Source organism: Variovorax paradoxus NBRC 15149 (assembly GCF_001591365.1).
In the GTDB taxonomy this organism is placed as follows: Bacteria; Pseudomonadota; Gammaproteobacteria; order Burkholderiales; family Burkholderiaceae_C; genus Variovorax; species Variovorax paradoxus.
Genome location: NZ_BCUT01000001.1, coordinates 1,607,684 through 1,632,022, shown reverse-complemented (window position 1 = coordinate 1,632,022; position 24,339 = coordinate 1,607,684). Strand labels below are relative to the sequence as shown.

The 24,339-nt window shown below is 68.9% G+C and carries 19 protein-coding genes; 15 read left to right on the top strand and 4 right to left on the bottom strand.

Annotation, left to right across the window (positions count from 1 at the left end; translation table 11 throughout):
* On the bottom strand, positions 1-330 hold the full coding sequence (locus VPA02S_RS07715; RefSeq protein WP_012746178.1) for a four-helix bundle copper-binding protein: 330 nt from the start codon (positions 328-330) through the stop codon (positions 1-3).
* A gap of 146 nt (positions 331-476) precedes the next feature.
* On the opposite strand from VPA02S_RS07715, the gene VPA02S_RS07710 reads away from it, so the two are divergent.
* From VPA02S_RS07710 to VPA02S_RS07690, 5 genes are all read left to right on the top strand, one after another.
* A complete protein-coding gene (locus tag VPA02S_RS07710) occupies positions 477-1,793 on the top strand; it encodes a lytic murein transglycosylase (RefSeq protein WP_012746179.1) in 1,317 nt (438 codons plus the stop codon).
* A gap of 115 nt (positions 1,794-1,908) precedes the next feature.
* Positions 1,909-3,168: a putative Na+/H+ antiporter gene (locus VPA02S_RS07705; protein WP_012746180.1), complete on the top strand. Its 1,260-nt coding sequence runs from the start codon at positions 1,909-1,911 to the stop codon at positions 3,166-3,168.
* A 42-nt stretch (positions 3,169-3,210) separates the two neighbouring features.
* Positions 3,211-4,884 carry an alpha/beta fold hydrolase gene (locus VPA02S_RS07700; protein WP_012746181.1) on the top strand — a complete coding sequence of 558 codons (1,674 nt, stop codon included), beginning with the start codon at positions 3,211-3,213 and terminating at the stop codon, positions 4,882-4,884.
* A gap of 46 nt (positions 4,885-4,930) precedes the next feature.
* A complete protein-coding gene (locus VPA02S_RS07695) occupies positions 4,931-5,518 on the top strand; it encodes a helix-turn-helix domain-containing protein (protein ID WP_012746182.1) in 588 nt (195 codons plus the stop codon).
* Between the two features lies 1 nt (position 5,519).
* On the top strand, positions 5,520-6,071 hold the full coding sequence (locus tag VPA02S_RS07690) for a GNAT family N-acetyltransferase (protein ID WP_012746183.1): 552 nt from the start codon (positions 5,520-5,522) through the stop codon (positions 6,069-6,071).
* On the opposite strand, the gene VPA02S_RS07685 is transcribed toward VPA02S_RS07690, so the two are convergent.
* On the bottom strand, positions 6,041-7,024 hold the full coding sequence (locus VPA02S_RS07685) for a DMT family transporter (RefSeq protein WP_012746184.1): 984 nt from the start codon (positions 7,022-7,024) through the stop codon (positions 6,041-6,043). The two genes, VPA02S_RS07690 and VPA02S_RS07685, sit on opposite strands and share 31 nt — an antisense overlap.
* Positions 7,025-7,162: 138 nt before the next feature.
* Between VPA02S_RS07685 and VPA02S_RS07680 the strand changes: the two genes are divergently transcribed.
* The 4 genes from VPA02S_RS07680 to VPA02S_RS07665 all read left to right on the top strand — a co-directional run bounded on the left by VPA02S_RS07680 (position 7,163) and on the right by VPA02S_RS07665 (position 14,905).
* A complete protein-coding gene (locus VPA02S_RS07680) occupies positions 7,163-8,038 on the top strand; it encodes a LysR family transcriptional regulator (RefSeq protein WP_012746185.1) in 876 nt (291 codons plus the stop codon).
* 89 nt (positions 8,039-8,127) lie between these two features.
* Positions 8,128-12,882: a CapA family protein gene (locus VPA02S_RS07675; RefSeq protein WP_062363103.1), complete on the top strand. Its 4,755-nt coding sequence runs from the start codon at positions 8,128-8,130 to the stop codon at positions 12,880-12,882.
* 5 nt (positions 12,883-12,887) lie between these two features.
* A complete protein-coding gene (locus VPA02S_RS07670) occupies positions 12,888-13,835 on the top strand; it encodes an alpha/beta hydrolase family protein (protein WP_012746187.1) in 948 nt (315 codons plus the stop codon).
* Positions 13,832-14,905, top strand: a complete 1,074-nt coding sequence (locus VPA02S_RS07665) for an aldose epimerase family protein (protein ID WP_062363098.1) — start codon at positions 13,832-13,834, stop codon at positions 14,903-14,905. The genes VPA02S_RS07670 and VPA02S_RS07665 overlap by 4 nt, the downstream gene beginning before the upstream one ends.
* Here the strand turns inward: VPA02S_RS07665 and VPA02S_RS07660 are convergent.
* On the bottom strand, positions 14,902-15,840 hold the full coding sequence (locus VPA02S_RS07660; RefSeq protein WP_012746189.1) for an SMP-30/gluconolactonase/LRE family protein: 939 nt from the start codon (positions 15,838-15,840) through the stop codon (positions 14,902-14,904). The two genes, VPA02S_RS07665 and VPA02S_RS07660, sit on opposite strands and share 4 nt — an antisense overlap.
* A 137-nt stretch (positions 15,841-15,977) precedes the next feature.
* Between VPA02S_RS07660 and VPA02S_RS07655 the strand changes: the two genes are divergently transcribed.
* Positions 15,978-16,754 carry an SDR family NAD(P)-dependent oxidoreductase gene (locus VPA02S_RS07655; RefSeq protein WP_012746190.1) on the top strand — a complete coding sequence of 259 codons (777 nt, stop codon included), beginning with the start codon at positions 15,978-15,980 and terminating at the stop codon, positions 16,752-16,754.
* Here the strand turns inward: VPA02S_RS07655 and VPA02S_RS07650 are convergent, their stop codons facing one another.
* Positions 16,755-17,714, bottom strand: coding sequence for a LysR family transcriptional regulator (locus VPA02S_RS07650; RefSeq protein ID WP_012746191.1), 960 nt, complete (start codon positions 17,712-17,714; stop codon positions 16,755-16,757). It lies immediately after the preceding gene.
* A 156-nt stretch (positions 17,715-17,870) separates the two neighbouring features.
* Between VPA02S_RS07650 and VPA02S_RS07645 the strand changes: the two genes are divergently transcribed.
* From VPA02S_RS07645 to mmsB, 5 genes are all read left to right on the top strand, one after another.
* A complete protein-coding gene (locus VPA02S_RS07645; protein WP_012746192.1) occupies positions 17,871-19,322 on the top strand; it encodes an aldehyde dehydrogenase family protein in 1,452 nt (483 codons plus the stop codon).
* Positions 19,323-19,383: 61 nt separating this feature from the next.
* Positions 19,384-20,349 carry an ABC transporter substrate-binding protein gene (locus tag VPA02S_RS07640; protein ID WP_028254012.1) on the top strand — a complete coding sequence of 322 codons (966 nt, stop codon included), beginning with the start codon at positions 19,384-19,386 and terminating at the stop codon, positions 20,347-20,349.
* A gap of 132 nt (positions 20,350-20,481) precedes the next feature.
* The gene (gene chvE, locus VPA02S_RS07635) at positions 20,482-21,552 is read left to right on the top strand and encodes a multiple monosaccharide ABC transporter substrate-binding protein (RefSeq protein WP_012746194.1); all 1,071 of its coding nucleotides are present in this window, start codon (positions 20,482-20,484) and stop codon (positions 21,550-21,552) included.
* Positions 21,553-21,560: 8 nt separating this feature from the next.
* Positions 21,561-23,132, top strand: coding sequence for a multiple monosaccharide ABC transporter ATP-binding protein (gene mmsA / locus VPA02S_RS07630; RefSeq protein ID WP_028253962.1), 1,572 nt, complete (start codon positions 21,561-21,563; stop codon positions 23,130-23,132).
* Complete coding sequence (gene mmsB, locus VPA02S_RS07625; RefSeq protein ID WP_018903592.1) at positions 23,119-24,333, top strand: multiple monosaccharide ABC transporter permease; 1,215 nt, start codon at positions 23,119-23,121, stop codon at positions 24,331-24,333. The genes mmsA and mmsB overlap by 14 nt, the downstream gene beginning before the upstream one ends.
* The last annotated feature ends 6 nt before the right edge of the window (positions 24,334-24,339 follow it).

Sequence of the window (24,339 nt, the reverse complement as noted above, 5' to 3'; positions counted from 1 at the left end):
TCAGCGTGCCATCGCGCGGCACGCGGCTGCGCAATCGCGGCAGGCCTTGGCGCAGGCCTGGCAGTGCTCGTGCTTGTGCCTGGCGCATTCCTCGCCGCAGGCTTCGCAGATGCCGGCGCACAGCGCGCAGATGGCTTTCGCATGTTCGCTGCCGCGCGCCATGGCGGCCGCGGCAAACTGGCAGGCGGCCGCGCAATCCATGTCGAGCGCGATGCACCGGGCCATCATCTGGACGTCGGGCTCCTTCAGGCAGGACGCGGCGCAGTGATGGCATGCGGTGGCGCAGCCGTTGCACGCCTCGATGCATGCGGCGTAGGTTTGATGTGGCATCACTGTCCCCTTCGAGATTCGAGCCGCGGGAGTTCGCTGCTGCTGACGGCCCATGCTCGCTGGCCCGCCCACCGCAGCTGTAGGAAAGGGGCGCGTCGGTGCGTGAGAACGGCTTGCCGCCGTGCAGCACGGGTGAGAATCCGCGGATGCATCCAACCAGCAGCACCTCATTCCTGCAGTCCACCATCCGGCCCGCCCTTGTGGCCGCAGCCACCGCGGCGCTTGTCGCGGGCTGCGCTTCCGCACCGCCCGGGCCGGCGTCGCAGCCGCCGGGCTCCACGGCGAGTCAGCGGCCCGCAACTGCGCCCGCGCCCGCAGCCCCTGACGCTGCCGCGCTCGAGCAGCAGCGCTTCGCCAAATGGGTGGCAGACTTCCGCGCCACCGCACGCGCATCCGGCATCCGCGAAGCCACCTTGCAAAGCGCCTTCGACCAGGTGCAGTTTCTTCCGCGCGTGATCGAGCTGGACCGCGCCCAGCCCGAGTTCACACGCACGGTCTGGGACTATCTCGACAACACCGTCTCGCCCCAGCGCATTGCCACGGGCCAGGACAAGCTGCAGCAGGTGCGCGCCGAAGCCGATGCGGCCGCCGCGCGCTATGGCGTGCCGGCCACCGTCGTCGTCGCCATCTGGGGCATGGAAAGCAACTACGGCGGCAACTACGGTAGCACCCCGGTCATCGACGCGCTGGCCACGCTCGGCTTCGAGGGCCGGCGCGAAGACTGGGCGCGCCGCGAGCTGCTCGCGGCACTGAAGATCCTCGACAGCGGCGACATCGCGCGCGACCGCATGATCGGCTCCTGGGCGGGCGCCATGGGCCAGACGCAATTCCTGCCGTCGAACTTCCTGGCCTACGCGGTGGATGCCGACGGCGACGGGCGCCGCGACATCTGGGGCAGCATGCCCGACGTGGTGGCCTCGACGGCCAACTTTCTCTCGCGCTCGGGCTGGCAGGCCGGCATGCCGTGGGGCGTGGAGATCAAGTTGCCCGCGGGCTTCGACTACGGCCGCGCCGACATGGCCGTGCGCCAGCCGAGCGCGCAGTGGGCGGCCGAGGGAATCACGAGCATGGACGGCCAGCCGCTGCCGGAATTTGCCGATGGCTCGGTGCTGCTGCCCGCGGGCGCGCAGGGGCCGGCCTTCCTGGTCGGGCCGAACTTTCGCGCCGTGCTGCGCTACAACAACTCGACCAACTACGCGCTCGCCGTGGGCCTGCTCGCGCAGCGCCTGGGCGGCGGCCCCGACGTGCAGGCGCCATGGCCGAGGAACCTGACGGCGCTCTCGCGCAGCCAGATCGCCGAACTGCAGGCCGCGCTCACCCGGCGCGGCTTTGCCACTGGCGCGGCCGACGGCGTCATGGGCCCCGCCACGCGCGAAGGGCTGCGCCGCTACCAGCGCAGCGTGGGCCTGCCCGCGGACGGCTACCCGAGCGCGGAGCTGCTGCAGCGCCTGCAGCAGCCCTAGCCGGCGGGCCCCGTTAAACTGGGGCTGGGTGCGGGGCCGCTTGCTTCTTGTTGGCGGCGCCGCAGGTTCATGCGATGGTCGGGCCGCCACGCGGATCAACCACGCCATCCGTCCCATGCAAGAGCCCACCATCCAGTACCTTGCCGCAGCGATCTTCGCCGTCGCGCTCGTCCACACCTTCGCCGCCAAGCAGTTCGAGCGGCTGTCGCACCGCTTTCCCCGCCATGCCGGCCTCTTTCACCTGCTGGGCGAGGTGGAAGTCGTCTTCGGCTTCTGGGCCATCGTGCTTGTGCTTGCGATGGCCCTGGTCGTTGGCGGCGGGCCGGCACTCGGCTATGCGGAGTCGCGCAACTACACCGAGCCCCTGTTCGTCTTCGTCGTGATGGTGGTGGCCGCCTCGCGGCCCGTGCTGCGCACCGTCATGTCGGGCGTGAGCCTTGTCGCGCGGGTGCTGCCGCTGCCCACGCCCGTTGCGGCGGCATGGCTCGGCCTGGCGGCCGTTCCGCTGCTGGGCTCGCTCGTCACCGAGCCCGCGGCCATGACCATTGCGGCGCTGATGCTCGCGCCGCAGATCTTCAGGCCGCAGGTGCCCGAAGCCGTGAAGTACCTCGCGCTGGGCGTGCTGTTCGTCAACGTGTCGATCGGCGGCACGCTCACGTCGTACGCCGCGCCGCCGGTGCTGATGGTGGCCTCGACCTGGCAATGGGACAGCGCCTTCATGCTTGCCACCTTCGGCTGGAAGGCCGCCGTGGCCGTGCTCGTCAACGCCACCGTGGCCACTTTCGTATTGCGCAAGCACCTGCCCGCGGCTTCGAGCGCGCACGCGGCGCTCTCCGAAGCGCCCGTGCCGCCCGCCGTGGCGCTGGTGCACCTCGTGCTGCTGGCCGGTATCGTGCTGTTCGCACATCATCCGGTGGCGTTCCTCGGGCTCTTCCTGATGTTTCTCGGCTACACGCAAGCCTACGAGCGCCACCAGAGTCCGCTCATCATCAAGGAGGCACTGCTCGTCGGCTTCTTCCTGGCGGGGCTGGTGGTGCTCGGCGGCATGCAGCAGTGGTGGCTGGAGCCGGTCGTATCGAGCCTGCAGCCGCTCGCCTTGTTCTTCGGCGCACTGGGCCTCACGGCCATCACCGACAACGCGGCGCTCACCTACCTGGGTTCGCTGATCACCAACATCTCGGACGAATCGAAGTACATGCTCGTGGCCGGCGCGGTGGCCGGCGGCGGCCTGACGGTGATTGCCAACGCGCCCAATCCCGCGGGCGTCGCGCTGCTCAAGCGCGGCTTCTCCGACGAGACCATCGGCGCCGGCGGACTGCTGCTGGGTGCGCTCGGGCCCACGCTGGTGGCCGCCGCGGCTTTCATGCTGTTGTAGCGATGAAACCGCGCATGGCGCGGATCGAAAGGAGACGAGAACATGCGCACGTTCTTTCGCATCGGCTCGGCCGCAGCTGCGGTGCTCGCGGCGGCCCTGGCCATCGGCGGCTGCTCTTCGCATGGCGGTGCTGTTTCATCCAGGAGCGCAAGGGCGGCACCGCCGCCCACCGATTGCCGCGCCTGGGTCGGCGTCGACCGCAACCACGAACTGCCCGGCTACCGGCTGCCGCAGTCCGATGGCCGCACCGCCTGCGTGCCGTTCGGCGTCAATGCCTACCGCCCGCCAGCGGGCTATGCGGACAGCGACTACTACGTCGACGAATTCACAGATGCGCGGCTGAAGGAGCGCTGGCGCGCCTGCAAGGCCGATGCCGCCTGCTTTGCGCGCATCGATGCGCAGATGCAGCGCTGGCTGCCGCCGAACAAGGCGCGCGCGACGCGCTCGACCGGCGTGGTCGATCCTTCCGGCAGGATCGATCCGGAAGGGCCCGTCGACCTGCGGCAGATCCGGCGTCCGGCCTTCTTCGCCAAGGCGCCCTATGCCGAGGCGATTGCGCGCGCCGATGCCGGCACCTTCGTGGTCGAGTTCACCGTGCCGCGCGACAGCTTCGAGCGCATCGACCTGCAGATGGCCGATCCGGTCAAGCTGCGCGGCTGGTACATCGAAGGCCGCGGCGTCGACGATGGCAAGGGCGGCAGGATGCGCGCGCTGGTCGTCATGGCGCCGGGCGGCGGCGGGCAGCTCACCGCGATCCAGCACCCCGACGAAAAGCCCTACCGCATCGACCCGGCCACGGGCCGCGCGGTCGACGTCAAGTTCCCGAACGCCACCACCGAGACCATGGGCCAGCGCTGGTGGCGCGAGAACCTCGATGCGCTCAACCAGGCGGGCTTCGACGTGCTGGCCTACGACCGGCGCGGCGAGGGCATCTCCGGCGGATTCAGCGACACCCACACGCTGGAGCAGGGCGAGGACGTGTTTCGCGTGCTCGCGCAGTTCGACAGCGGCGACGGCCTGCGGCTGCTCACGCCCGACGGCCGCGTGCTCGAAGGCAAGGAGGCGGCCGGCAAGCTGCTGGGCGGCATGAAGTCGACGCGCATTCCGATCCTGCTTGGCGGCTATTCGCGCGGCTCGATGTCGACCGCATGGGCCATGGCCAAGAACTTTTCGGGCGCGTGCAGCTACGACATGCCGGTGCCCGAATGCCAGCCGCCCAAGGGGCTTTCGAACATCAAGGGCGCCATTCTGTTGTCTTCCTTTGCGAGCGGCGCGGGCTACCTGCCCGCATCGCCCGACCTGGCCGATCGCAACCTGTTCCTTGGCGGCATGGCGGCGGACCACCACATCCTTTTCTATCCGAACTCGGCGCCGCTCGCGGGCATGCACAAGTGGCCGGCCGCCTTCTTCGGCAAGGGCCTGTGGGACCGCGCCGAAACACTCGAAGGCACCATCGCCGCCTACGACCGCATTCGCGGTGCGCGCGAAATCGTGGTGGCCCGCGCGCCCCATTCCATCGAGACCTGGCCCGAGAGCGACAGGCAATACCTGCGCGAGCGGATGGTCGCCTTCGCGAAGGTGGCGATCACGGGCGGCACCACCGTGCCGGGCGCAAAGCCCTGGTCCAACCTCAAGGAGCTGGTCGCGACCACGCCTGATTCTTGGGAGCCGTCGTCGAGGCCGAAGGACGGGCAGGACGCTCCCGCCGGTCGATAACTCGCCTTGACTTCTATTCCATGATGTTGGATATTCATCCGGCATCATGGAAACTCAGCCGCCCAGCCTCAACGACCGCATCGCGCAGCGCGTGCGGGACCTGCGCGCCGACCGCGGCCTTTCGCTCGAGGCGCTGGCGGCGCATTGCGGCGTCAGCCGCTCGATGATCTCGCTCATCGAACGCGGCGAAAGCAGCCCGACGGCGGTGCTGCTCGAGAAACTTGCAACCGGCCTCGGCGTTCCGCTGGCGTCGCTGTTCGAGGCGCCGGTGCCTGCGTCGGGGCCGGTGTCCCGGCTGGCCGACCAGCTGCAATGGCGCGATCCGCATTCGGGCTATGTGCGCCGCAACGTGTCGCCCGGCGGCTCCGCATCGCCGATCCACATCGTCGAGATCCTTTTTCCGCCCAAGGCGCGCGTGGCCTACGAAACCGGCGCGCGGGAACCGCAGGTCCACCAGCAGGTGTGGGTGCTCGAAGGAAGCATCGAAGTCACGCTCGGCGACGAGCGCCACCGGCTCGGCACGGGCGACTGCCTGGCGCTGGTGCTCGACCGTCCCACCAGCTACTACAACCCCACGCGGCAGATCGCGCGCTATGCCGTCGTGATCGCCACCTCGCCCTCTTCCTGGAGATGACATGACCCAACCTGCGGCAACAGACTCCGCGCCACGCATCCGCCTTCTCTCCAGCGTCGGCGACGCGCATGTCCGGCAGCTGGCCGACCTGCTCGTCGACTGCGTCGAAGGCGGTGCCTCGGTCAGCTTCATGCTGCCGCTCACGCCCGAGCGCGCCCAGGCCTTCTGGCAGCGCGTGGCCGAAGGCGTGGCAAGCGGCGAGCGCGCGCTGCTGGTGGCCGAAGACGCGCAAGGCATCGTCGGCACCGTGCAGCTGGTGCTCGGGCAGCCCGAGAACCAGCCGCACCGCGCCGAGGTTTCGAAGATGCTCGTGCACCGGCGCGCCCGGCGCCAGGGCATCGGCGCACTGCTGATGCAGGCCGCCGAACAGCTCGCGCTCGAACACCGAAAGACCCTGCTCGTGCTCGACACCTCCAGCGCCGAGGCCGAGCGGCTCTATGCCCGGCTCGGCTGGACGCGCGTCGGCGTGATTCCGGGCTATGCGCTGCTGCCGGGCGGCGCGCCCTGCGACACCACCTACTTCTATCGCGCGCTGGCGCCGCAGGCGCGGTAGCCCGCGGTGCTGTTGCCGCCCGCGGCGCGCGCTGCGGGTGCGGCTGCCGCCCTGCGGCTCGCGGCCGTATGCAGCAGCAGTCCGCCGACCACCATCGCCATGCCGGCCAGCTCGTGAGCCGATGGCAGCTTGCCCAGCGCGACGCCCATCAGCAAGGCCGACACCGGAACGAAATTCAGGAAGGCCGTGCCGGTGACGGCGCCCAGCGTGCGAACGCCATAGTTGAAGGCCAGCACGGAGATGGCGGAGGGCACCAGGCCCACGAACAGCAGCGCGTGCCACGACAGGCGCAGGCCCTCGGCGCTGGGTGCGTGGCTCGCGCCGAAGGCGGTGGCGAGCAGCGCGCCCGCCAGCAGCAGCGGCCACGAAGCCAGCACCGTGAGCGCCGAATACTCGACCACGTCGAGCGCCGGAAAGCGCGCCGCGCCGCGCGTGTACCAGATCCAGCCCAGCGTGCCGGCAAAGGCCACCGCGTCGCCGAAGAGCGTCGAGCCGGCCGACGAGGCGCCGCCAAAGAGCAGGCCCGACACCATGGCAACGCCCGCGAGCGCCAGCGCCGTTGCCAGCAGCGCCAGCCGCGCGGGCCGCACGCCATCGAAGGCCCAGCGCACCAGCTGCGTAGTCATGGGCGTGGTGGCCACGATCACCGCGCCGTGCGAAGGCACCGAGTGCGCGAGCCCGACGAACAGCATCACGCTGAAGACGCCGAAGCCCGCGGCGCCCCGCAATGCCAGCGGCACCGCATGCAGGCGGAGCTTGCGCCAGGGCACCGCGCCGCGCGGCAGCAGCAGCGCGGCGAACAGCAGGGCCGACATGCTGTAGCGGATCAGCGTGAGCCACATGGGTTCGACGTGGTGCAGGACGTCCTTGCCGACAAGGAACATGGCACCCCATCCGGAGGTGGCGAGCAGCAGCGCGGCAATGCCGAGCGGGCGTGGGTTGGCGGTGGACATGGTGTGCGGGCCTCGTTGCATTGAATCGATGGCACCAAGCTTCGGCTTTTCCGCGCCGCGCGGCCATTCGCTTCTTTGGACCAGGGCCTCCGAAAAAACGAAGGGACGCGGGCCGCGCCAGCGCTCACAATTTGCGCCATGGAGCTCTACCAATTGAAGACCTTCGTCGCCATTGCGAAGGAGGGCAGCCTCACCCGCGCGGCCGAGCGCGTGTTCACCAGCGCGCCGGCTGTCAGCGCCCAGCTCAAGGCGCTGGAGGACGAACTGGGCGTGAAGCTGTTCGAGCGCACGCCGCGCGGCATGGTGCCCACGCAGGCCGGCCGCAGCCTGCTCGAGGAGGCCGAGCGCACGCTGGCCTCGGCCATGCGCATGCGCTCGGCCGCCGAGCAGCTGCGCGGCGCGGCGCAGGGCGTGGTGCGCTTCGGCACCGTGGTCGACCCGGTGGCGCTCAGGCTCGGCGAGGTGCTGGTGAAGCTTGCCGAGCGCCACCCGCAGGTCACGCTGCAGCTGCGGCAAGGCCTGTCCTTCGAGACGCTGGCGGCGGTGCAGCGCGGCGAGCTCGACTGCGCCTACGCGCTCAGCGACAGCGAGCAGGTCGAAGGCATGGAGCTGCTGCGCCTCGTGCCGGTCGAGCTGGTCGTGACGCTGCCGCTGCCGGTTTCCGAGGCCCACCCCGGCCTCACGCTCGACGAGCTCACCCGCCTGCCGTGGGTGGGAACGCCGCCCTCGTGCATCCTGCGCACGCACCTCGAGAAGCTCTTCGCGGGCGCCGGCCGCGACTACCGGCAAGGGCGCACGGCCGACAGCGAGAGCGCGGTGCGCAGCATGGTCGCGAGCGGCATGGGCGCCGGCCTGCTGCGGCTCGACCAGGCCGAGCAGGGCCAGCGCAACGGCGAGCTCGCGATCTGGAACGGCTGGCGCTCGCGCACCTGGCTTTGCTGGCTCGCGGCCGAAGGCCGGCATGCGAGCGCCGTCGAGGCGGTGCGCAGCGCGGTGCTCGAAACCTGGACCTGAGCGGCGCGCGGGGAGGCCGCCGAATTTGCAGCGGGCGCGCGCGGCCTGTCATCATTCGCGCCTGCATGACCCAAGAACCGACTCTTTCCATGGATCTGTTGAACCGCGCCAGGCAGATACTGGCCGCCCCGGACGGCACGCTGCCCGGCGCCGCCGCCACGCCCGAGGCCGGCTGCGTGGTACTGATTGCCATGGGCGACGGCACGAGCCGCGCGCGCGTGGTTGCCGGGCGCGCCGAAAGCGCCGAGCAGGCCTGGCAACAGGCCAGCGATGCAGCAGTTGCGCTCGCACAGCGCATCGGCATGCAGCCGCGCCATGTGCGCGTGGAACTGGTCGACCAGGTCGAGCCCATGAGCTGGGGCGCGCTGAAGGCCCGCCTGGCGGGCACCAGGCGCAACTACTTCAACCATGGCGTGTCCTTCGACGCGAAGTTCGAGGTGGCGCTGCTCGCGCCGGAGATCAACGGCAGCGCCGTCTTCTACAACGGCACCGTGGACCATGCCGAGCCCAATCCGGGCAACCTGCGCCTTCATGCGAAGCGGCGCTTCGGTGCCGAACTCGATTTTCCGCAGGATGACGCGGCGCCGGTGTGGTGCTTCACCACGCGCGCGGCCTATGCCGATACCGAAGGCGCGTGGCCGATCACTCCCGCGGGCCAGTCGGCGGGCTACCGCACGCTGCCCGAGTGGGGCGCCGGCCAGGTGCGCAGCCTCGTGGACAGCGCGAGCGACTATCTTGCGGCGCAGGTCAAGCCCACGGGCGAGTTCCACTACGGATGGTTCCCCTGCTTCGACCGCGCGATTCCCACCTACAACACGCTGCGCCACGCGAGCTCGACCTATGCGTTGCTCGAGGCCTGGGAGCTGACCCGCAGCGACAGCCAGAAGGCGGCCATCGACCGCTCGCTGTCGCTGCTGACGAAGCGGCTGATCCGCCAGGCCGAGCTGCCGGGCGGCACGCGCGCGGCCTACCTGCTGGACGTCGGCGACGAGATCAAGCTCGGCGGCAACGCGGTGTGCCTGCTGGCGCTCGTCAAGTACACGGAGCTCACGGGCGATCCGCAGTACCTGCCGCTGATGGAGCAGCTCGCGCTCGGCATCCAGGCCATGCAGGACCCGGCCAGCGGGCGCTTCGTGCACGTGCTCAACTACCCCTCGCTCGAAGTGAAGGACGCCTTCCGCGTCATCTACTACGACGGCGAAGCCGCCTTCGGCCTGATGCGCCTGTACGGCCTCACGCGCGACGAGCGCTGGCTCGCGGTGGTCGAGAAGGCCTTCGAGCATTTCATTGCCGCGGAGCACTGGCGCGCGCACGACCACTGGCTGAGCTACTGCGTCAACGAGCTCACGCGTGTTCGGCCCGAGACGCGCTACTACCAGTTCGGGTTGCGCAACGTGGCCGACTACCTGGACTTCGTGCTGGAGCGCATCACCACCTTTCCGACCCTGCTCGAGCTCATGATGGCCGCGCGCGAGATGGTGGAGCGCCTGGCCGCCGACCCCGCGCTGCGCCCGCTGCTCGAAGGCTTCGACCGCGCCAAGTTCGACCGCGCGCTCGAGCACCGCGCGCGCTACCTGGCCAACGGCTACTTCTGGCCCGAGCTCGCGATGTTCTTCCGCAACCCGGACCGCATCACCGGTTCGTTCTTCATCAAGCACCACAGCTTCCGCGTGCGCATCGACGACGTGGAGCACTATCTCTCGGGCTACGTGGCTTACCACCGGCTGTTGAAGCACCGCGAAGCATCGGGACTCCCGGCTGCGTGCGGAATTCCCCAAGCCACTTCTGCGCCAGCGCCGGCGGACAGTGGCCGCGCGCCCGTCGCGGTCTGGGGCGGCGACGTGAACCTCGGCCGCCGGCTGCACTACCGCCTGGCAGAGCTCGGCGGCCCGCAGGAGATGCTTGGCGGCATCGCTGCACTTCGCGAGGCGGACCTGCGCATCGCCAACCTCGAATGCGTGGTCGCCACCACCGGCGAACAGGGCGTCGAGAAGGATGAGAGCAGCCCCTACTACTACCGCGCCCGGCCCGAGATGCTCGCGGTGCTGGCCGAAGCGGGCATCGGCATGGTCGCCACCGCCAACAACCACAGCGGCGACTACGGAGCCGCCGCGCTGATGGAGCAGCAGGCGCTGCTGGATGCCGCCGGCATTGCGCACGCGGGCACCGGGCGCAACCTGGATGAGGCGCTGCGGCCGGCCATCGGCCGGGCCGGCGGCGTGCGCGTGGCGCTGTTCTCGCTCGACGCCACGCAGCCGCGCTTCGCGGCAACGGCCGATGCTCCGGGTGCCGCCTGGCTGCCGCTCGGCGATCCCGCCGCCTGGACTGCCACGCTTGCGCCGCGCATTGCCGCCGCGCGTGCCGAGGCCGATGTGGTGCTGGTGGCCGTGCACTGGGGCGCAAACCTCGAAACCGCGCCTTCGCAGGCCGAAATCGATGTCGGCCATGCCATCGTCGATGCCGGTGCCGACGCAATTCTCGGCAGCTCGGCCCATGTGCTGCAGGGCATCGAGATCTACCGCGGCCGGCCGATCCTGCACGATGCGGGCGACCTGCTGTTCGAGTCCATCCGCAACGACCTCGGGGATTCCGGTGTGTTCTCGCTGGCGCTGAGTGTGCGCGGTGTCGAAGAGGTGGTGTTCACGCCCATTGGCGTGGGTTTCGGTTTCTCGCGGCAGCACACGGGCGCGCCGGCCGAGGCCGCGAGTGCGCGCTTCGCCGAGCAATGCCGCGCACTGGGGACCGAAATGGTGCCGGTGGCGGGAGGCCGGTGCGCGGTGAGGCTGTCGCCACCCGAGCGGCGGCCCGCCCTCGCCGCCGCAGCGCCCGCCGCGCGCGCGCCTCGCGCCATCAGGCCGCTCCTCGCGCCCCGGCCCGAATGGATGGCCGATGCGGTGCCGCCCGACGCATGGGTGCCGCCTCTCCAGGCCGGGCCGCTGCGCCTGGTGGGCGTGCGTTGCGCGCCGCGCCAGCTCGTCGGGCGGCGCATGCTGTGGGTGGAGTCTTTCTGGACCGCCGACGCGCCCGTAACGGCCGACCTGCGCATCCAGTTCCGCGCGGTCCCGCTGCGCAGCACCCGCATGCCCGCGTGGGGCGAAGGCATGGACCACGAGCCCTGCGACTGGATGTGGCCGACCAGCCGATGGGAGCCGGGCCGCATCTATCGCGACCGCTACGGGCTGCGCGCGCCTCGCGCCGGCCTGCTGGAGAGCGATGTGCTGCAGCTCGAGCTGCGCGTACGCGGCGCGCTGGCTGGGCTGCCGCCCGCGCGCCGGCTGTCCATCTGGTGCGGCCTGCGCGTGCCCGGTGCGCCGGTGCCATTGCCCGCGCGGCCCGCGCCCGTGCCCGCGGCCCTGCATCCCGGTGCCAGCCCGACCCCGGCGCCGGTCTGGACCGCCGAGCAGCTGCAGCGCATCACGGGCGGCCGATGGCTGGTCGAGCCTCCGCCAGGCTGGTTCGTGAACTCGGTGGTGCGCGGGCCGCGCCATCTGCCGCTGCTGCCGCCGCCTGCGCTTTTCGTCGCGGCCGACTACGACACGCTGGCCGCGCACGAGAACTACAGCAAGCGCCTGCCCGGCAATCCGGACCGCCACGCCGACCTGCCGCCGCTCGAAAAAAAGCTGGCAGGCGCGGTGGTCGCGCATGCGGTGGAAGGACTGGCTCCCGACTTTCCGCTGCTGCAGCTGGACGATCCGATCCGCGGAATGATCGCGCTCGGCGAGGCGGCGCGCGCGCGTTTCAAGGGCTTGGTGGTGGGGGTGACCGGCACGGTCGGCAAGTCGTCCACCATTGCCATGCTGCGCGACCTGCTGCCCGAAGCCGCGCGCGTGCACACCACCGTGGACAACTACAACTCGCGCGTCGGCGTGCCGGCCATGCTGGCCAATCTCGGGTCCGATGCGGACGTGTGCATTCTCGAAATGGCGCAGAGCGGCCTGTGGATGGACCGGGGGCCGATCTCGCTGATGGCGCGGCCGCACGTGGCCATCATCACCGAGGTCGGGCTGTCGCAGACCCGCCAGGCCTCGACCCTCGAACAGACGGCGGCCTTCAAGTCGCGCATCTTCCTGGGGCTGGAGCCTGGCGGCGTCGCGATCGTGCCCGACCACATTCCCTGCCTCGCGCAGGTGGTGCGCGCCGCCGCACTCACGGCGGGCGCCATCTGGGTGGTGGGGCCCGGGCCGGACGCCAACATCCGCGTGCTCGACACGCACCCCGAGCCCGGCGGCGGCTGCCGCGTGCGCATTGCGACGGAGGGCCGCAGCTTCGAGTACCTGTTTCCCATCGCGAGTGCCGGGCTGGTGCGCAACTCGGCCCTGGCGTTTGCCGCGCTGCTGGCGATGGGCTTCGATGCGGATGCCGCCTGCGCGCGCATGCCCGGGGTGCGGCTTCCCGCGTCGGTGATGCAGGTGCGCACGCTGCGCACCCGGGCCGGCATCGAGGCCACGCTGATCGACGACAGCTGGAACGCCGAGGTCATGTCGATGCGCAACGCGATGGAGTTCGTGCGCACCTACCGGCGTGCGGACGATGCGCCGGTGCAGCGCAAGATCGGCGTGCTCGGGCGCATCGTGAACCTCGGGCGCGATTCGCAAGCCCTGCACCGCGGCCTTGCCGAACCGCTGCTGGCCTCCGGCATCGAGCACCTGGTGACGCACGGCGCAGAGATGCGCTGGCTGCGCGAGGATGTACCGGCCGGGCTGCTCGGACCGCACTTCGACGATGCCGAGAAACTCGCGGACTACCTCGGCACCTTCCTGCGCGACGGCGACCTGGTGCTGCTGAAGGGCGACCGCGTCGGTTCCGACTTCGGCACCATCCCCCAAAGGCTGCAGCAGCTGTGACACCCATGGGCGCATGGCGACGGTGCACCCGCTTCGCGTGGCTCCTGCTGGCGCTCGCGCAAGCGGCGTGCGCACAACGCGCAGGCCCCGATCCGCGCGTGCCGGCCGCCTCCAAAGACCAGGCGCTGCAATGGAACCAGCCTGCCGTACGCGCGAACTGCCCCGACCGGCGCGGCTACCTCTGGGTGCAGCCGGCCGAAGGGCCGGCCTGCATCCGCTACTTCGCAAGCGACGAGATCGATGGCGCGCGCGTGGCCATCGTGCAGTTCTCCGGCGACCGCGACGGCGTGATGGACCAGCCGCCCGCGCGCATCCCCGGCAACACCGCGGCGCTGCGCACGCTCGACGCGCAGCGCAGCCGCAACCGCTCCGGCGTGCCGTGGATCTTCATGGCACGGCCCGGCACCTACGGCTCGTCGGGGGACCATCGCAAGCGGCGCGAGCCCGTGGAATTCCATGCCCTCGACGCCGCGCTCGATGCGCTCATGCAGCGCCACCAATTGCAGCGCATCGTGATCCTGGGCCACAGCGGCGGTGCCACGGCCGGCGCGGCGCTCCTCACCATGGGCCGCACGCGCGTGGCCTGCGCGGTGCTGACTTCGGGCGCCTATGGCCTGCTCGAACGCGCGCGCATGCTGGGCATGTCGAGGGGCGGCCGGACCGACACCACCGGCAGTGCGCAGTTCTACGATCCGCTCGAGCATGTGGGCGGCATCGTGCGCGACCCGTCGCGGCGCATCGTGCTGATCGGCAACCGCGACGACCGGAACACGCCCTTCGCCCTGCAGCAGCGCTTTGCCGATGCGGTGGCGCAGGCGGGCCACCGCATCGAGCTGCAGACCCACGCGGCCGAGCCGCCCACCCACCACGACCTCACGGACGGCATCGGCCTGCAAACCGCATCGCTGTGCGCGCGCGAGGCGCTTTTTCCACCAACTCCAGCAACCGAATGAGCAGCAACATCACCACCCGCGAATTCGGCCGCATGCCCGACGGCCGCATCGTGACCGAATACACCCTGGACAACGGCCTGGGCCTGCGCCTGGGTGCCATCAACCATGGCGGCATCGTCACCGCATTGCACGTGCCCGACCGGCATGGGCACAGCGGCAACATCGTGCTCGGCCTGCCGAGCCTTGCGGACTACCTGGGCCCGCATCCGCACCTGGGCACCATCGTCGGGCGCTATGCGAACCGGATCGCGGGTGGGCGCTTCACGCTCGATGGCGCCCAGCACCAGCTCCCGCTGAACAACGGCGCCAACTCGCTGCACGGCGGGCACCGGGGCTTCGGCACGCGCTTCTGGCAGATCGAGCCGGTGCCGGCGGACGGCGCGGCGGGCGAGGAAATCGCCATCGAGCTTCGCTACACCAGCGCCGATGGCGAAGAAGGCTTTCCGGGCGAAGTGCAACTGACGGTGCGCTACGCGCTCAGCACCCGCGAGAACACCTGGCGCATCGACTACCGCGCCGTGACCGACCGGCCCACGGTGCTGAACCTGAGCCACCACGACTACTTCAACCTGGCGGGCGAGGGCGCGGTGCTGGACCATCGGCTCACCATTCCCGCGAGCCGCTACTGCCCCGTGGATGCAGGCCTGATTCCGCTCGGCCTTGCGCCGGTGGCCGGAACGCCATTCGACTTCCGCGCGGCCACGCCGGTCGGCGAGCGCATCGATGCGCCGCACGAGCAATTGCGCGTCGCCGGCGGCTACGACCACAACTGGGTGCTCGACCGCGAGCCCGCCGGCCTGGCGCTGGCGGCGCGGCTCGAGCACCCGCCGTCAGGGCGCGTGATGGAGGTGCACACGACCGAGCCGGCGGTGCAGTTCTATTCGGGCAACTTCCTCGACGGCAGCCTGCGCGGCGCCGATGGCGAGAGCTTGCGGCGCGGCGCCGGGTTGTGCCTGGAAACGCAGCACTATCCCGATTCGCCGAACCAGCCGGACTTTCCTTCGACGGTGCTGCGGCCGGGCGAAGTGTTCAGCAGCAGCACGCTGCACCGCTTCGGCACACTGGCCTAGCCCCCGAACTCGGCCGCAAGCAGGCCGGGGCTGCCGATGCGCACCGCGAACAACCCGCCGGCCAGCGGCTCGGCCTCGAGCTGTTCGGCCGTGAGCCCGCTGCGCGCGGTGCTGATGTAGAGCGTGCACAGGTCCTCGCCGCCGAAGGCGCAGTCCGTGACGTTGCTTGCGGGCAGTTCGATGCGGCACAGCTCGGCGCCGCTCAGCGGGTCGTGGCAGCTCACGCAGTGGCCGCCCCAGCGCGCGATCCAGAGGCGGCCGGCCGCGTCGGTCGTCATGCCGTCGGGCAGGCCATCGCCCTCGGCAAAGCGAAGCCACACCCGCTTGTTGCCCACCGTGCCGGCTGCGCTGTCGAAGTCGTAGGCATAGACGCAGCCTTCCACCGTGGCATTGAAGTACATCGTGCGTTCGTCGAGCGACCAGGTCGGCCCGTTGGTCACGGCAAAGCCGTCGTCGTGGCGCGTGCAGCGGCCGTCGGCGTCGAAGCGGTAGAGCGCGCCGGTCGGTGCCACGCAGTCGAAGTCCATGGTGCCGCCCCAGAAGCGGCCCTGGCGGTCGCACTTGCCGTCGTTGAAGCGGTTGCCGGGCCGGTCGGGCTCGGGCTGGTGCAGGTAGCGCGGCGCCGCATCCACCGCGGGATCGAACAAGGCGAAGCCGCGGCGCATGGTGACGATCAGCCCCGGCGCGTTGGCGCGCTCGGCCAGCGCGGTGATCTCCTCGTCGAACTGCCAGCTGCGCCGCGCGCCGCTGGCCGGGTCGAGCCGGTACAGGCGGCTTTCGAGGATGTCGATCCAGTAGAGCGCCCGTTCGCGCGGCGACCACAGCGTGCCCTCGCCGAGCGTGGCGCCCGCGGGCCACAGGCACTCGGGCTGGCCGAGGATCGATGGCACGCCAAGGGGCGTGGGAGTGGATGCGGTGCGGCCGGTCTGGGTCATTTGTTTTGCGCCTTTGTTGTCTCTGTCCTTGACGCGGCGGATCGTATCAAGGCATATTGATAATAGAAACCAAACTATTTGGCATCAAGTGATATTGATTTTGCAATGTCACCGCCAGCTCTCTGGAGACACGCATCTTGAAGGATTCCCCGCAGCTTTCGATCCATCCCAGCCTGAAGGGCCGCACGGTGTTCGTCACCGGCGGCGGCAGCGGCATTGGCGCGGCCATGGTGGCCGCGTTCGCCGCGCAGGGCGCACGCGTGGCCTTCGTCGACATTGCCGAAGGCGCCAGCGCCGCGCTCGCCCAGCGCATCGCGCAAGAAGGCCATGCCGCGCCATGGTGGCGCGCTTGCGACGTGCGCGACATCGGCGCGCTGCAAAAAGCCATTGCCGACGCGGCCGCCGAGCTCGGCGACTTTGCGGTGCTGGTCAACAACGTGGCAAGCGACGACCGCCACACGCTCGAATCGGTCACGCCCGACTACTACGACAACCGCATGGCCATCAACGAGCGGCCCGCGCTGTTCGCGATCCAGTCGGTGGTGCCGGGCATGCGGCGGCTGGGCTTCGGCTCGGTCATCAACCTGGGCTCCACGGGCTGGCAGACCAAGGGCTCGGGCTACCCCTGCTACGCAATTGCCAAGTCCTCGGTCAACGGCCTCACGCGCGGCCTCGCAGTGGAACTGGGCCGTGACCGCATCCGCATCAACACCGTGTCGCCCGGCTGGGTGATGACCGAGCGGCAGGTGCAGCTCTGGCTCGACGACGAAGGCGAGCAATCGCTCAAGCGCAACCAGTGCCTGCCCGACAAGCTGATGCCCGAGGACATCGCGCGCATGGTGCTGTTCCTCGCGTCGGACGACGCCAGGATGTGCACCGCGCAGGAGTTCACCGTGGACGCGGGCTGGACCTGATCAGTCCATTTCAAGTTTGCGGCCGTAGACGCTCAGGCTCGCGGTCTTCAGCGCCTTCATCATCACCTTGGCCGCCGGCGACAGCAGCCGGTCGGTGCGCGTGATGATGCCGAAGGCGTCCATGTGGCAGGGCATGTCCAGCGGCAGCAGCGACACGATGCCGTGCGCGGCGTAGTAGCGCGCCACGTCGGTCGCGAGCACGGCCACCATGTCGCTCTGCTGCAGCATGCGCGTGATGAAGAGCAGGGCCGAGCTCTCGATGATGTTGTTCGGCGGCACCAGGCCCTCCTCCTGGAACATCAGTTCGAAGCGGTGGCGCAGCACGCTGCCCGCGGGCGGCACGATCCAGCCGGCGCCCACCACGTCGCGCAGCGTGAGGCCGCTCACGCCCAGGAGCGGATGGCCCGGGCGCACCAGCGCGCACACCGGCTCCTCGGCCAGCGCTTCGTAGCGCAGCTGCGACTTGTCGTGCTCGGCGAAGAGCCGCGCCACCAGGATGTCGAGCTTGCCCTGCTCGAGCCGCTCGATCAGCACCGCACTCGTTTCGATCTCGAGCGACACGCGCAGGTCGGGCTGCTCGCGCTTCACCATCGCTACCGCGGGCGGCATCAGCGTGAGGCCGGGCGCGGTGATGGCGCCCACGCCCACCTGGCCGAAGCGGCCGGCCTTGAGCGCGGTGAGTTCGTCGTGCGCCTGGTTCAGGCTGGCCAGCGCCACGCGGGCATGGCGGATCATGGTTTCGCCGTACCAGGTGGGCCGCATGCCGCGCGGCAGCCGGTCGAACAGCGGCACCTCCAGCACGTCTTCCAGGTCCTTCAGCAGCTTGGAGGCCGCTGGCTGGGTCATGTTGAGCACCTGGGCCGCGCGGTGGATGTTGCCTTCCTCCGCCAGCGCCACCAGCAGGAGCAGCTGCCGCGTCTTGAGGCGGGCGCGGATGAACCAATGGTTGTAGTTGGTCATGTCTCGTGGGTTGTTGTTTGTTAAAGCTTTGTGATCAGAGGGTTTTCCAGAATCCAGCGATTGATATGCATTTTGTCGAAAAAATGATTGGATTGATATCAATTCTGTTCATAGACTCGCCGCACTTCCAAAACCAGAGACAAGGTTGGCGCGCAGGTGATTCACGGCGAGATCCATCAGAACGTGCGGCAATACATCAACGGCCGCTGGGAAACCAGCGCGACCACCGGTGTGAGCGCCAATCCTTCGGACACCAGCGAAGTGGTGGCCGAATACGCACGGGCCGATCGCCGCCAGGTGGAGTCCGCGATCCGCGCAGCCGCCGATGCCTTTTCCCACTGGAGCCACAGCACGCCGCAGCGCCGGGCCGACGTGCTCGACCGCATCGGCACCGAACTCCTGGCGCGCAAGGACGAGCTGGGCCTGCTGCTGGCGCGCGAGGTTGGCAAGACCCTGCCCGAGGCCGTGGCCGAGGCGGCGCGCGCGGGGCAGGTGTTCAAGTTCTTCGCGGGCGAGGCACTGCGCGGCGGCGGCGAGAACATGGCCTCGCTGCGCGCGGGCGTGCAGGTCGACGTCACGCGCGAGCCGGTGGGCGTGGCCGGGCTCATCACGCCGTGGAATTCGCCGCTCGCGGTGCCGGCCACCAAGATTGCACCGGCGCTCGCGCACGGCAACTGCGTGGTGTTCAAGCCGGCCGAGCTGGTGCCGGCCTGCGGCTGGACGCTGGCCGAGATCATCAGCCGCGCGGCACTGCCCGCGGGCGTGTTCAACCTCGTGATGGGCAGCGGCCGCGAAGCCGGCCAGGCGCTGGTCGACAGCCCGCTGGTCGATGCCCTGAGCTTCACCGGCTCGGCGCGCAACGGCGAACGCATCCTGCAGGCGGCCGCCGCGCGGCGCGCCAAGGTGCAGCTCGAGATGGGCGGCAAGAACGCGCTCGTGGTGCTGGCCGATGCCGACATCGACCACGCGGTCGACTGCGCGGTGCAGGGCGCCTATTTTTCCAACGGCCAGCGCTGCACGGCGTCGAGCCGGCTGATCGTCGAGGCCGCGGTGCACGATGCCTTCGTCTCGCGGCTTCGCGAGCGGCTCAAGGCGCTGAAGATCGGCCATGCGCTCGAACGCGGCGTCGACGTCGGGCCGCTGGTCGATGAAGAGCGCCTCGCGCGCAGCCTGGCCTGGGTCGGCATTGCGCGCGAAGAGGGCGCTGAGCATGTGTGGGGCGGCGAGCCGCTCCAGCGCGCCACGGCCGGCCACTACATGAGCCCCGCGCTGTTCCTGGCCCAGCCCGGGCACCGCATCGCGCGCGAGGAAATCTTCGGCCCGCTGGCCTGCGTGCTGCGCGCGGCCGACTACGACGAGGCGCTGGCGCTGTGCAACGACACGCCTTCGGGCCTGAGCGCGGGCATCTGCACCAATTCGCTCAAGCACGCGATGCATTTCAGGCGCCATGCCGAAGTCGGCATGACGATGGTCAACCTGCCGACGGCGGGCGTGGACTTCCACGCGCCCTTCGGCGGGCGCAAGGGGTCGGGCTACGGGCCGCGCGAACAAGGGCGCCATGCCGCGGAGTTCTACACGACGGTCAAGACCGGCTACATGCTGGCCTGACCACCACGGACGGTTTTCATCAGCAAGCAAACATAGCACTCAGAAAGAAGGAGACATTCCAATGAAACTCAATCGCCGCACCCTCAATATCGCACTCGCCGCCGCCTCGCTCGGCGGGCTCCTGCCCGCCACCGCGCTGGCGCAGAAGAAGATCGTGCTCGGCTTCAGCCAGGTGGGCGCCGAGAGCGAATGGCGCACCGCCAACACCGAGTCGATCAAGGCCTCGGCCAAGGAAGCCGGCATCGAGCTCAAGTTCTCCGACGCGCAGCAGAAGCAGGAAAACCAGATCAAGGCGATCCGCTCGTTCATCGCGCAGAAGGTGGACGTGATCGCCTTCTCGCCGGTGGTCGAATCGGGCTGGGAGACCGTGCTGCGCGAAGCCAAGGCCGCCAAGATCCCGGTGGTGCTGACCGACCGCTCGGTGAACACCAAGGACGACTCGCTCTACGTGACCTTCATGGGCTCCGACTTCGTCGAGGAAGGCCGCAAGGCGGGCCGCTGGCTGGTCGAGAAGATGAAGGACCAGAAGGGCGAGGTGAACATCGTCGAGCTGCAGGGCACCGTGGGCTCGGCGCCGGCCATCGACCGCAAGAAGGGCTTCGAGGAAATCATCAAGGCCGACCCCAAGTTCAAGATCCTGCGCTCGCAGACCGGCGACTTCACGCGCGCCAAGGGCAAGGAAGTGATGGAAGCCTTCCTGAAGGCCGATGGCAAGAAGATCAACGTGCTCTACGCGCACAACGACGACATGGCCATTGGCGCCATCCAGGCCATCGAGGAAGCGGGCCTGAAGCCGGCCAAGGACATCACGATCATCTCGATCGATGCCGTCAAGGGCGCCTTCGAAGCCATGATCGCCGGCAAGCTCAACGTGTCGGTCGAATGCAGCCCGCTGCTCGGCCCCCAGCTGATGAGCGCCGTGAAGGACATCAAGGCCGGCAAGCAGCTGCCCAAGCGCATCGTGACCGAAGAGACGATCTTCCCGATGGAAGTCGCCGCCAAGGAATTCCCCAACCGAAAATATTGAACTCCCCCAGTCTTCGCGCACTTCGTGTCGCTACGCCAACCCCCTCACCGGGGGCGACACCAGCGGCCCGGCGAAGCCGGTTCCGCGGTGTCCCTGGAAAAGACAGTAATTATTGAAAAAACGGATCGAATCATGAAACGCAACTTCCTCAAGGCCTCGCTCGCAGGCATCGCACTGGCCATCGCCGGCATCGCGCCGCTCGCGCATGCGCAGGACAAGGGCCCGATCGCCATCTCGATGCCGACCAAGTCGTCGGCGCGCTGGATCGCCGATGGCGCCAACATGGTCAAGTACTTCAAGGAGAAGGGCTACAAGACCGACCTGCAGTACGCCGACGACGACATCCCGAACCAGCTCGCGCAGATCGAGAACATGGTGACCAAGGGCTCCAAGGTGCTGGTCATCGCGGCCATCGACGGCACCACGCTGTCCGACGTGCTGCAGAAGGCCGCCGACAAGGGCGTGAAGGTCATTGCCTACGACCGGCTCATCAAGGGCTCGAAGAACGTCGACTACTACGCCACCTTCGACAACTTCCAGGTCGGCGTGCTGCAGGCGCAGTCGATCGAGTCGGCGCTCGGCCTGAAGAGCGGCAAGGGCCCGTTCAACATCGAGCTGTTCGGCGGCTCGCCCGACGACAACAACGCCTTCTTCTTCTACAACGGCGCGATGTCGGTGCTGGAGCCGTACATCAAGAGCGGCAAGCTGGTGGTTCGCAGCAAGCAGATGGGCATGGACAAGGTCGGCACGCTGCGCTGGGACGGCGCGGTGGCGCAGGCGCGCATGGACAACCTGCTGTCGGCCTACTACAGCAAGGACCGCGTCGATGCGGTGCTGTCGCCGTACGACGGGCTGTCGATCGGCATTCTCTCGTCGCTCAAGGGCGTGGGCTACGGCTCGGCGTCGCAGCCGATGCCCGTCGTCTCGGGCCAGGACGCGGAGATTCCGTCGGTCAAGTCGATCCTGCGCAAGGAGCAGACCTCGACCGTGTTCAAGGACACGCGCGAGCTGGCCAAGGTCACGGTGGCCATGGTCGACGCCATGCTGTCGGGCAAGACGCCCGAGGTGAACGACACCAAGACCTACAACAACGGCATCAAGGTGGTGCCTTCCTACCTGCTCAAGCCCGTGAGCGTGGACGGCGGCAACTGGAAGCAGGTGCTGGTCGACAGCGGCTACTACAAGGAAAGCCAGGTCAAGTGAGCGTTGGAATGGCAGCAGCAGCAGCAGCAGCGGACAGCCGCAGCATCCTCGAGATGCGCGGCATCACCAAGACATTTCCGGGCGTGAAGGCGCTCAGCGATGTCAACCTGGCGGTGCGCGCGGGCGAGATCCACGCGGTGGTCGGCGAGAACGGCGCGGGCAAGTCGACGCTCATGAAGGTGCTGAGCGGCGTCTACCCGTGCGACTCGTACACCGGGGAGATCCACTTCGAGGGCGAGCTGCGCCGCTTCAAGGGCATTGCCGACAGCGAGAAGCTCGGCATCATCATCATCCACCAGGAGCTGGCGCTGGTGCCGCTGCTGTCCATTGCCGAGAACATCTTCCTTGGCAACGAAATTGCGCGCGGCGGCGTGATCGACTGGTTCGCCGCCTATGCGAAGACGCGCGAGCTGCTTGCCAAGGTGGGCCTCAAGGAGCCGCCCACCACGCTCGTGACCGACCTGGGCGTGGGCAAGCAGCAGCTGGTGGAGATTGCGAAAGCACTGGCCAAGGAGGTCAAGCTGCTGATCCTCGACGAGCCCACGGCCAGCCTCAACGAGAACGACAGCGACGCGCTGCTGATGCTGCTGCTGGAGCTCAAGCGCCAGGGCATCGCGTCGATCCTGATCTCGCACAAGCTCAACGAGATTGCCAAGGTGGCCGACTCCATCACCGTGCTGCGCGACGGCGCCACGGTGGAGACCATGGACTGCCGCGGCCAGCCGATCAGCGAGGACCGCATCATCCGCGGCATGGTCGGGCGCGACATGGCGCACCGCTATCCGCAGCGCGATCCGAAGATCGGCGAGACGGTGTTCGAGGTGCGCGACTGGCGCGTGCACCATGCGCTGCATGCCGACCGCGAACAGATCAAGGGCGTGGACCTGCATGTGCGCAAGGGCGAGATCGTCGGCATCGCGGGCCTCATGGGCGCGGGCCGCACCGAGCTGGCGATGAGCGTGTTCGGCAAGTCCTACGGCCAGCGCATCAGCGGCACGGTGCTGATGCACGGCCAGCCGGTGGACGTGGGCACGGTGCGCAAGGCCATCGACCATGGCATTGCCTACGTCACCGAGGACCGCAAGGGCCTCGGGCTGGTGCTGGAGGAAAACATCCAGAAGAACGTGAGCCTGGCCAACCTGGAGGCGGTCTCCAGTTCGATGGTGATCGACGACGCGCGCGAATTCAAGGTGGCGAGCGACTACCGCCGGGCACTCAACATCCGTTCATCGGGCGTGGAGCAGCTGGTGGTGAACCTGTCGGGCGGCAACCAGCAGAAGGTGGTGCTCAGCAAATGGCTCTTCACCAAACCCGAACTCCTGATTCTCGACGAACCCACGCGCGGCATCGACGTGGGCGCCAAGTACGAGATCTACACCATCATCGACCAGCTCGCGAGCGAGGGCAAAGGTATTCTCATGATTTCTTCCGAACTGCCGGAACTGCTCGGCATGTGCGACCGCATCTACGTGATGAACGAGGGCCGCTTCGTGGCCGAATTTCCGGCCGCCGAGGCTTCGCAGGAGCGCATCATGCACGCCATCGTGAGCGCGGGGAGTTCCGTCCATGTCGCAGCCTGACGCCAACGCGGTGAACGCCGCCGTCCCCATCGCAGAGGCCGCCCCGAAGCTGCACGCCGGCTTCCTCAAGAACAACCTGCGCGAATACGGCATGCTGATCTCGCTGGTCGCGATCATGGTGCTGTTCCAGGTGCTGACCGACGGCACGCTGCTGCGGCCGCTGAACCTCACCAACCTGCTGCTGCAGAACAGCTACGTCGTCATCATGGCGCTGGGCATGCTGCTGGTGATCGTGGCGGGGCACATCGACCTGTCGGTGGGCTCGGTCTGCGGCTTCATCGGCGCGCTGGCGGCGGTGCTGATGGTGGAGTATGAATGGCACTTCGTGCCGACGGCGATCGTCAGCATTGCGGCGGGCGCGCTCATCGGCGCTGCGCAAGGCTGGTTCGTCGCGTTCCGCAAGATCCCGTCATTCATCGTCACGCTCGCGGGCATGCTGGTGTTCAAGGGGCTCACGCTGGCGCTGCTGGCGGGGCAGTCGGTGGGGCCGTTCCCGGTCGAGTTCCAGCGGCTGAGCTCGGGCTTCATTCCCGATCCGCTGGGCGGTGACACGTTGCGCACCACCTCGCTGGTGGTCGGCGCGCTGGCTGCCGCGGCGCTGGTGTTCTTCAAGCTGCGCGGGCGCGCCAAGCTCGCGGCGCACGGCATGGAGACGGAGCCGTATGTGTTCTTCCTGGTGAAGAACCTGTTCTTCGCGGCCATCATCCTGTTCTTCAGCTACCTGCTCTCGACCTACAAGGGCCTGCCCAACGTGCTGATCGTGATGGCGGTGCTGATCGTGGTGTACGACTTCGTCACCAACCGCACCACCATCGGCCGGCGCATCTATGCGCTGGGCGGCAACGAGAAGGCAGCGCGGCTGTCGGGCGTGAAGACGCAGCGGCTCGCCTTCCTGACCTTCGTCAACATGGGCGCGCTGGCCGCGCTCGCGGGCCTGGTGTTCGCGGCGCGGCTCAACACGGCCACGCCCAAGGCGGGCCTGGGCTTCGAACTCGACGTGATCGCGGCCTGCTTCATCGGCGGTGCCTCGGCCTCGGGCGGCGTGGGCCGGGTGATGGGCGCGGTGATCGGCGCCTTCATCATGGGCGTGATGAACAACGGCATGTCGATCCTGGGCATCGGCATCGACTACCAGCAGGTCATCAAGGGCCTGGTGCTGCTGGCGGCCGTGTTCATCGACGTCTACAACAAGAACAAGTAGGCGAGC

Excerpts from the sequence above, each read along its gene's own strand:
- VPA02S_RS07640 (WP_028254012.1), top strand. The coding sequence starts at position 19,384 with ATGAAACTCAATCGCCGCACCCTCAATATCGCACTCGCCGCCGCCTCG.
- VPA02S_RS07705 (WP_012746180.1), top strand. The coding sequence starts at position 1,909 with ATGCAAGAGCCCACCATCCAGTACCTTGCCGCAGCGATCTTCGCCGTC.
- mmsB (WP_018903592.1), top strand. The coding sequence starts at position 23,119 with ATGTCGCAGCCTGACGCCAACGCGGTGAACGCCGCCGTCCCCATCGCA.
- VPA02S_RS07675 (WP_062363103.1), top strand. The coding sequence starts at position 8,128 with ATGGATCTGTTGAACCGCGCCAGGCAGATACTGGCCGCCCCGGACGGC.
- mmsA (WP_028253962.1), top strand. The coding sequence starts at position 21,561 with ATGGCAGCAGCAGCAGCAGCAGCGGACAGCCGCAGCATCCTCGAGATG.
- VPA02S_RS07690 (WP_012746183.1), top strand. The coding sequence starts at position 5,520 with ATGACCCAACCTGCGGCAACAGACTCCGCGCCACGCATCCGCCTTCTC.
- VPA02S_RS07715 (WP_012746178.1), bottom strand. The coding sequence starts at position 330 with ATGCCACATCAAACCTACGCCGCATGCATCGAGGCGTGCAACGGCTGC.
- VPA02S_RS07685 (WP_012746184.1), bottom strand. The coding sequence starts at position 7,024 with ATGTCCACCGCCAACCCACGCCCGCTCGGCATTGCCGCGCTGCTGCTC.
- chvE (WP_012746194.1), top strand. The coding sequence starts at position 20,482 with ATGAAACGCAACTTCCTCAAGGCCTCGCTCGCAGGCATCGCACTGGCC.
- VPA02S_RS07650 (WP_012746191.1), bottom strand. The coding sequence starts at position 17,714 with ATGACCAACTACAACCATTGGTTCATCCGCGCCCGCCTCAAGACGCGG.
- VPA02S_RS07695 (WP_012746182.1), top strand. The coding sequence starts at position 4,931 with ATGGAAACTCAGCCGCCCAGCCTCAACGACCGCATCGCGCAGCGCGTG.
- VPA02S_RS07700 (WP_012746181.1), top strand. The coding sequence starts at position 3,211 with ATGCGCACGTTCTTTCGCATCGGCTCGGCCGCAGCTGCGGTGCTCGCG.
- VPA02S_RS07660 (WP_012746189.1), bottom strand. The coding sequence starts at position 15,840 with ATGACCCAGACCGGCCGCACCGCATCCACTCCCACGCCCCTTGGCGTG.
- VPA02S_RS07670 (WP_012746187.1), top strand. The coding sequence starts at position 12,888 with ATGGGCGCATGGCGACGGTGCACCCGCTTCGCGTGGCTCCTGCTGGCG.
- VPA02S_RS07710 (WP_012746179.1), top strand. The coding sequence starts at position 477 with ATGCATCCAACCAGCAGCACCTCATTCCTGCAGTCCACCATCCGGCCC.
- VPA02S_RS07680 (WP_012746185.1), top strand. The coding sequence starts at position 7,163 with ATGGAGCTCTACCAATTGAAGACCTTCGTCGCCATTGCGAAGGAGGGC.
- VPA02S_RS07665 (WP_062363098.1), top strand. The coding sequence starts at position 13,832 with ATGAGCAGCAACATCACCACCCGCGAATTCGGCCGCATGCCCGACGGC.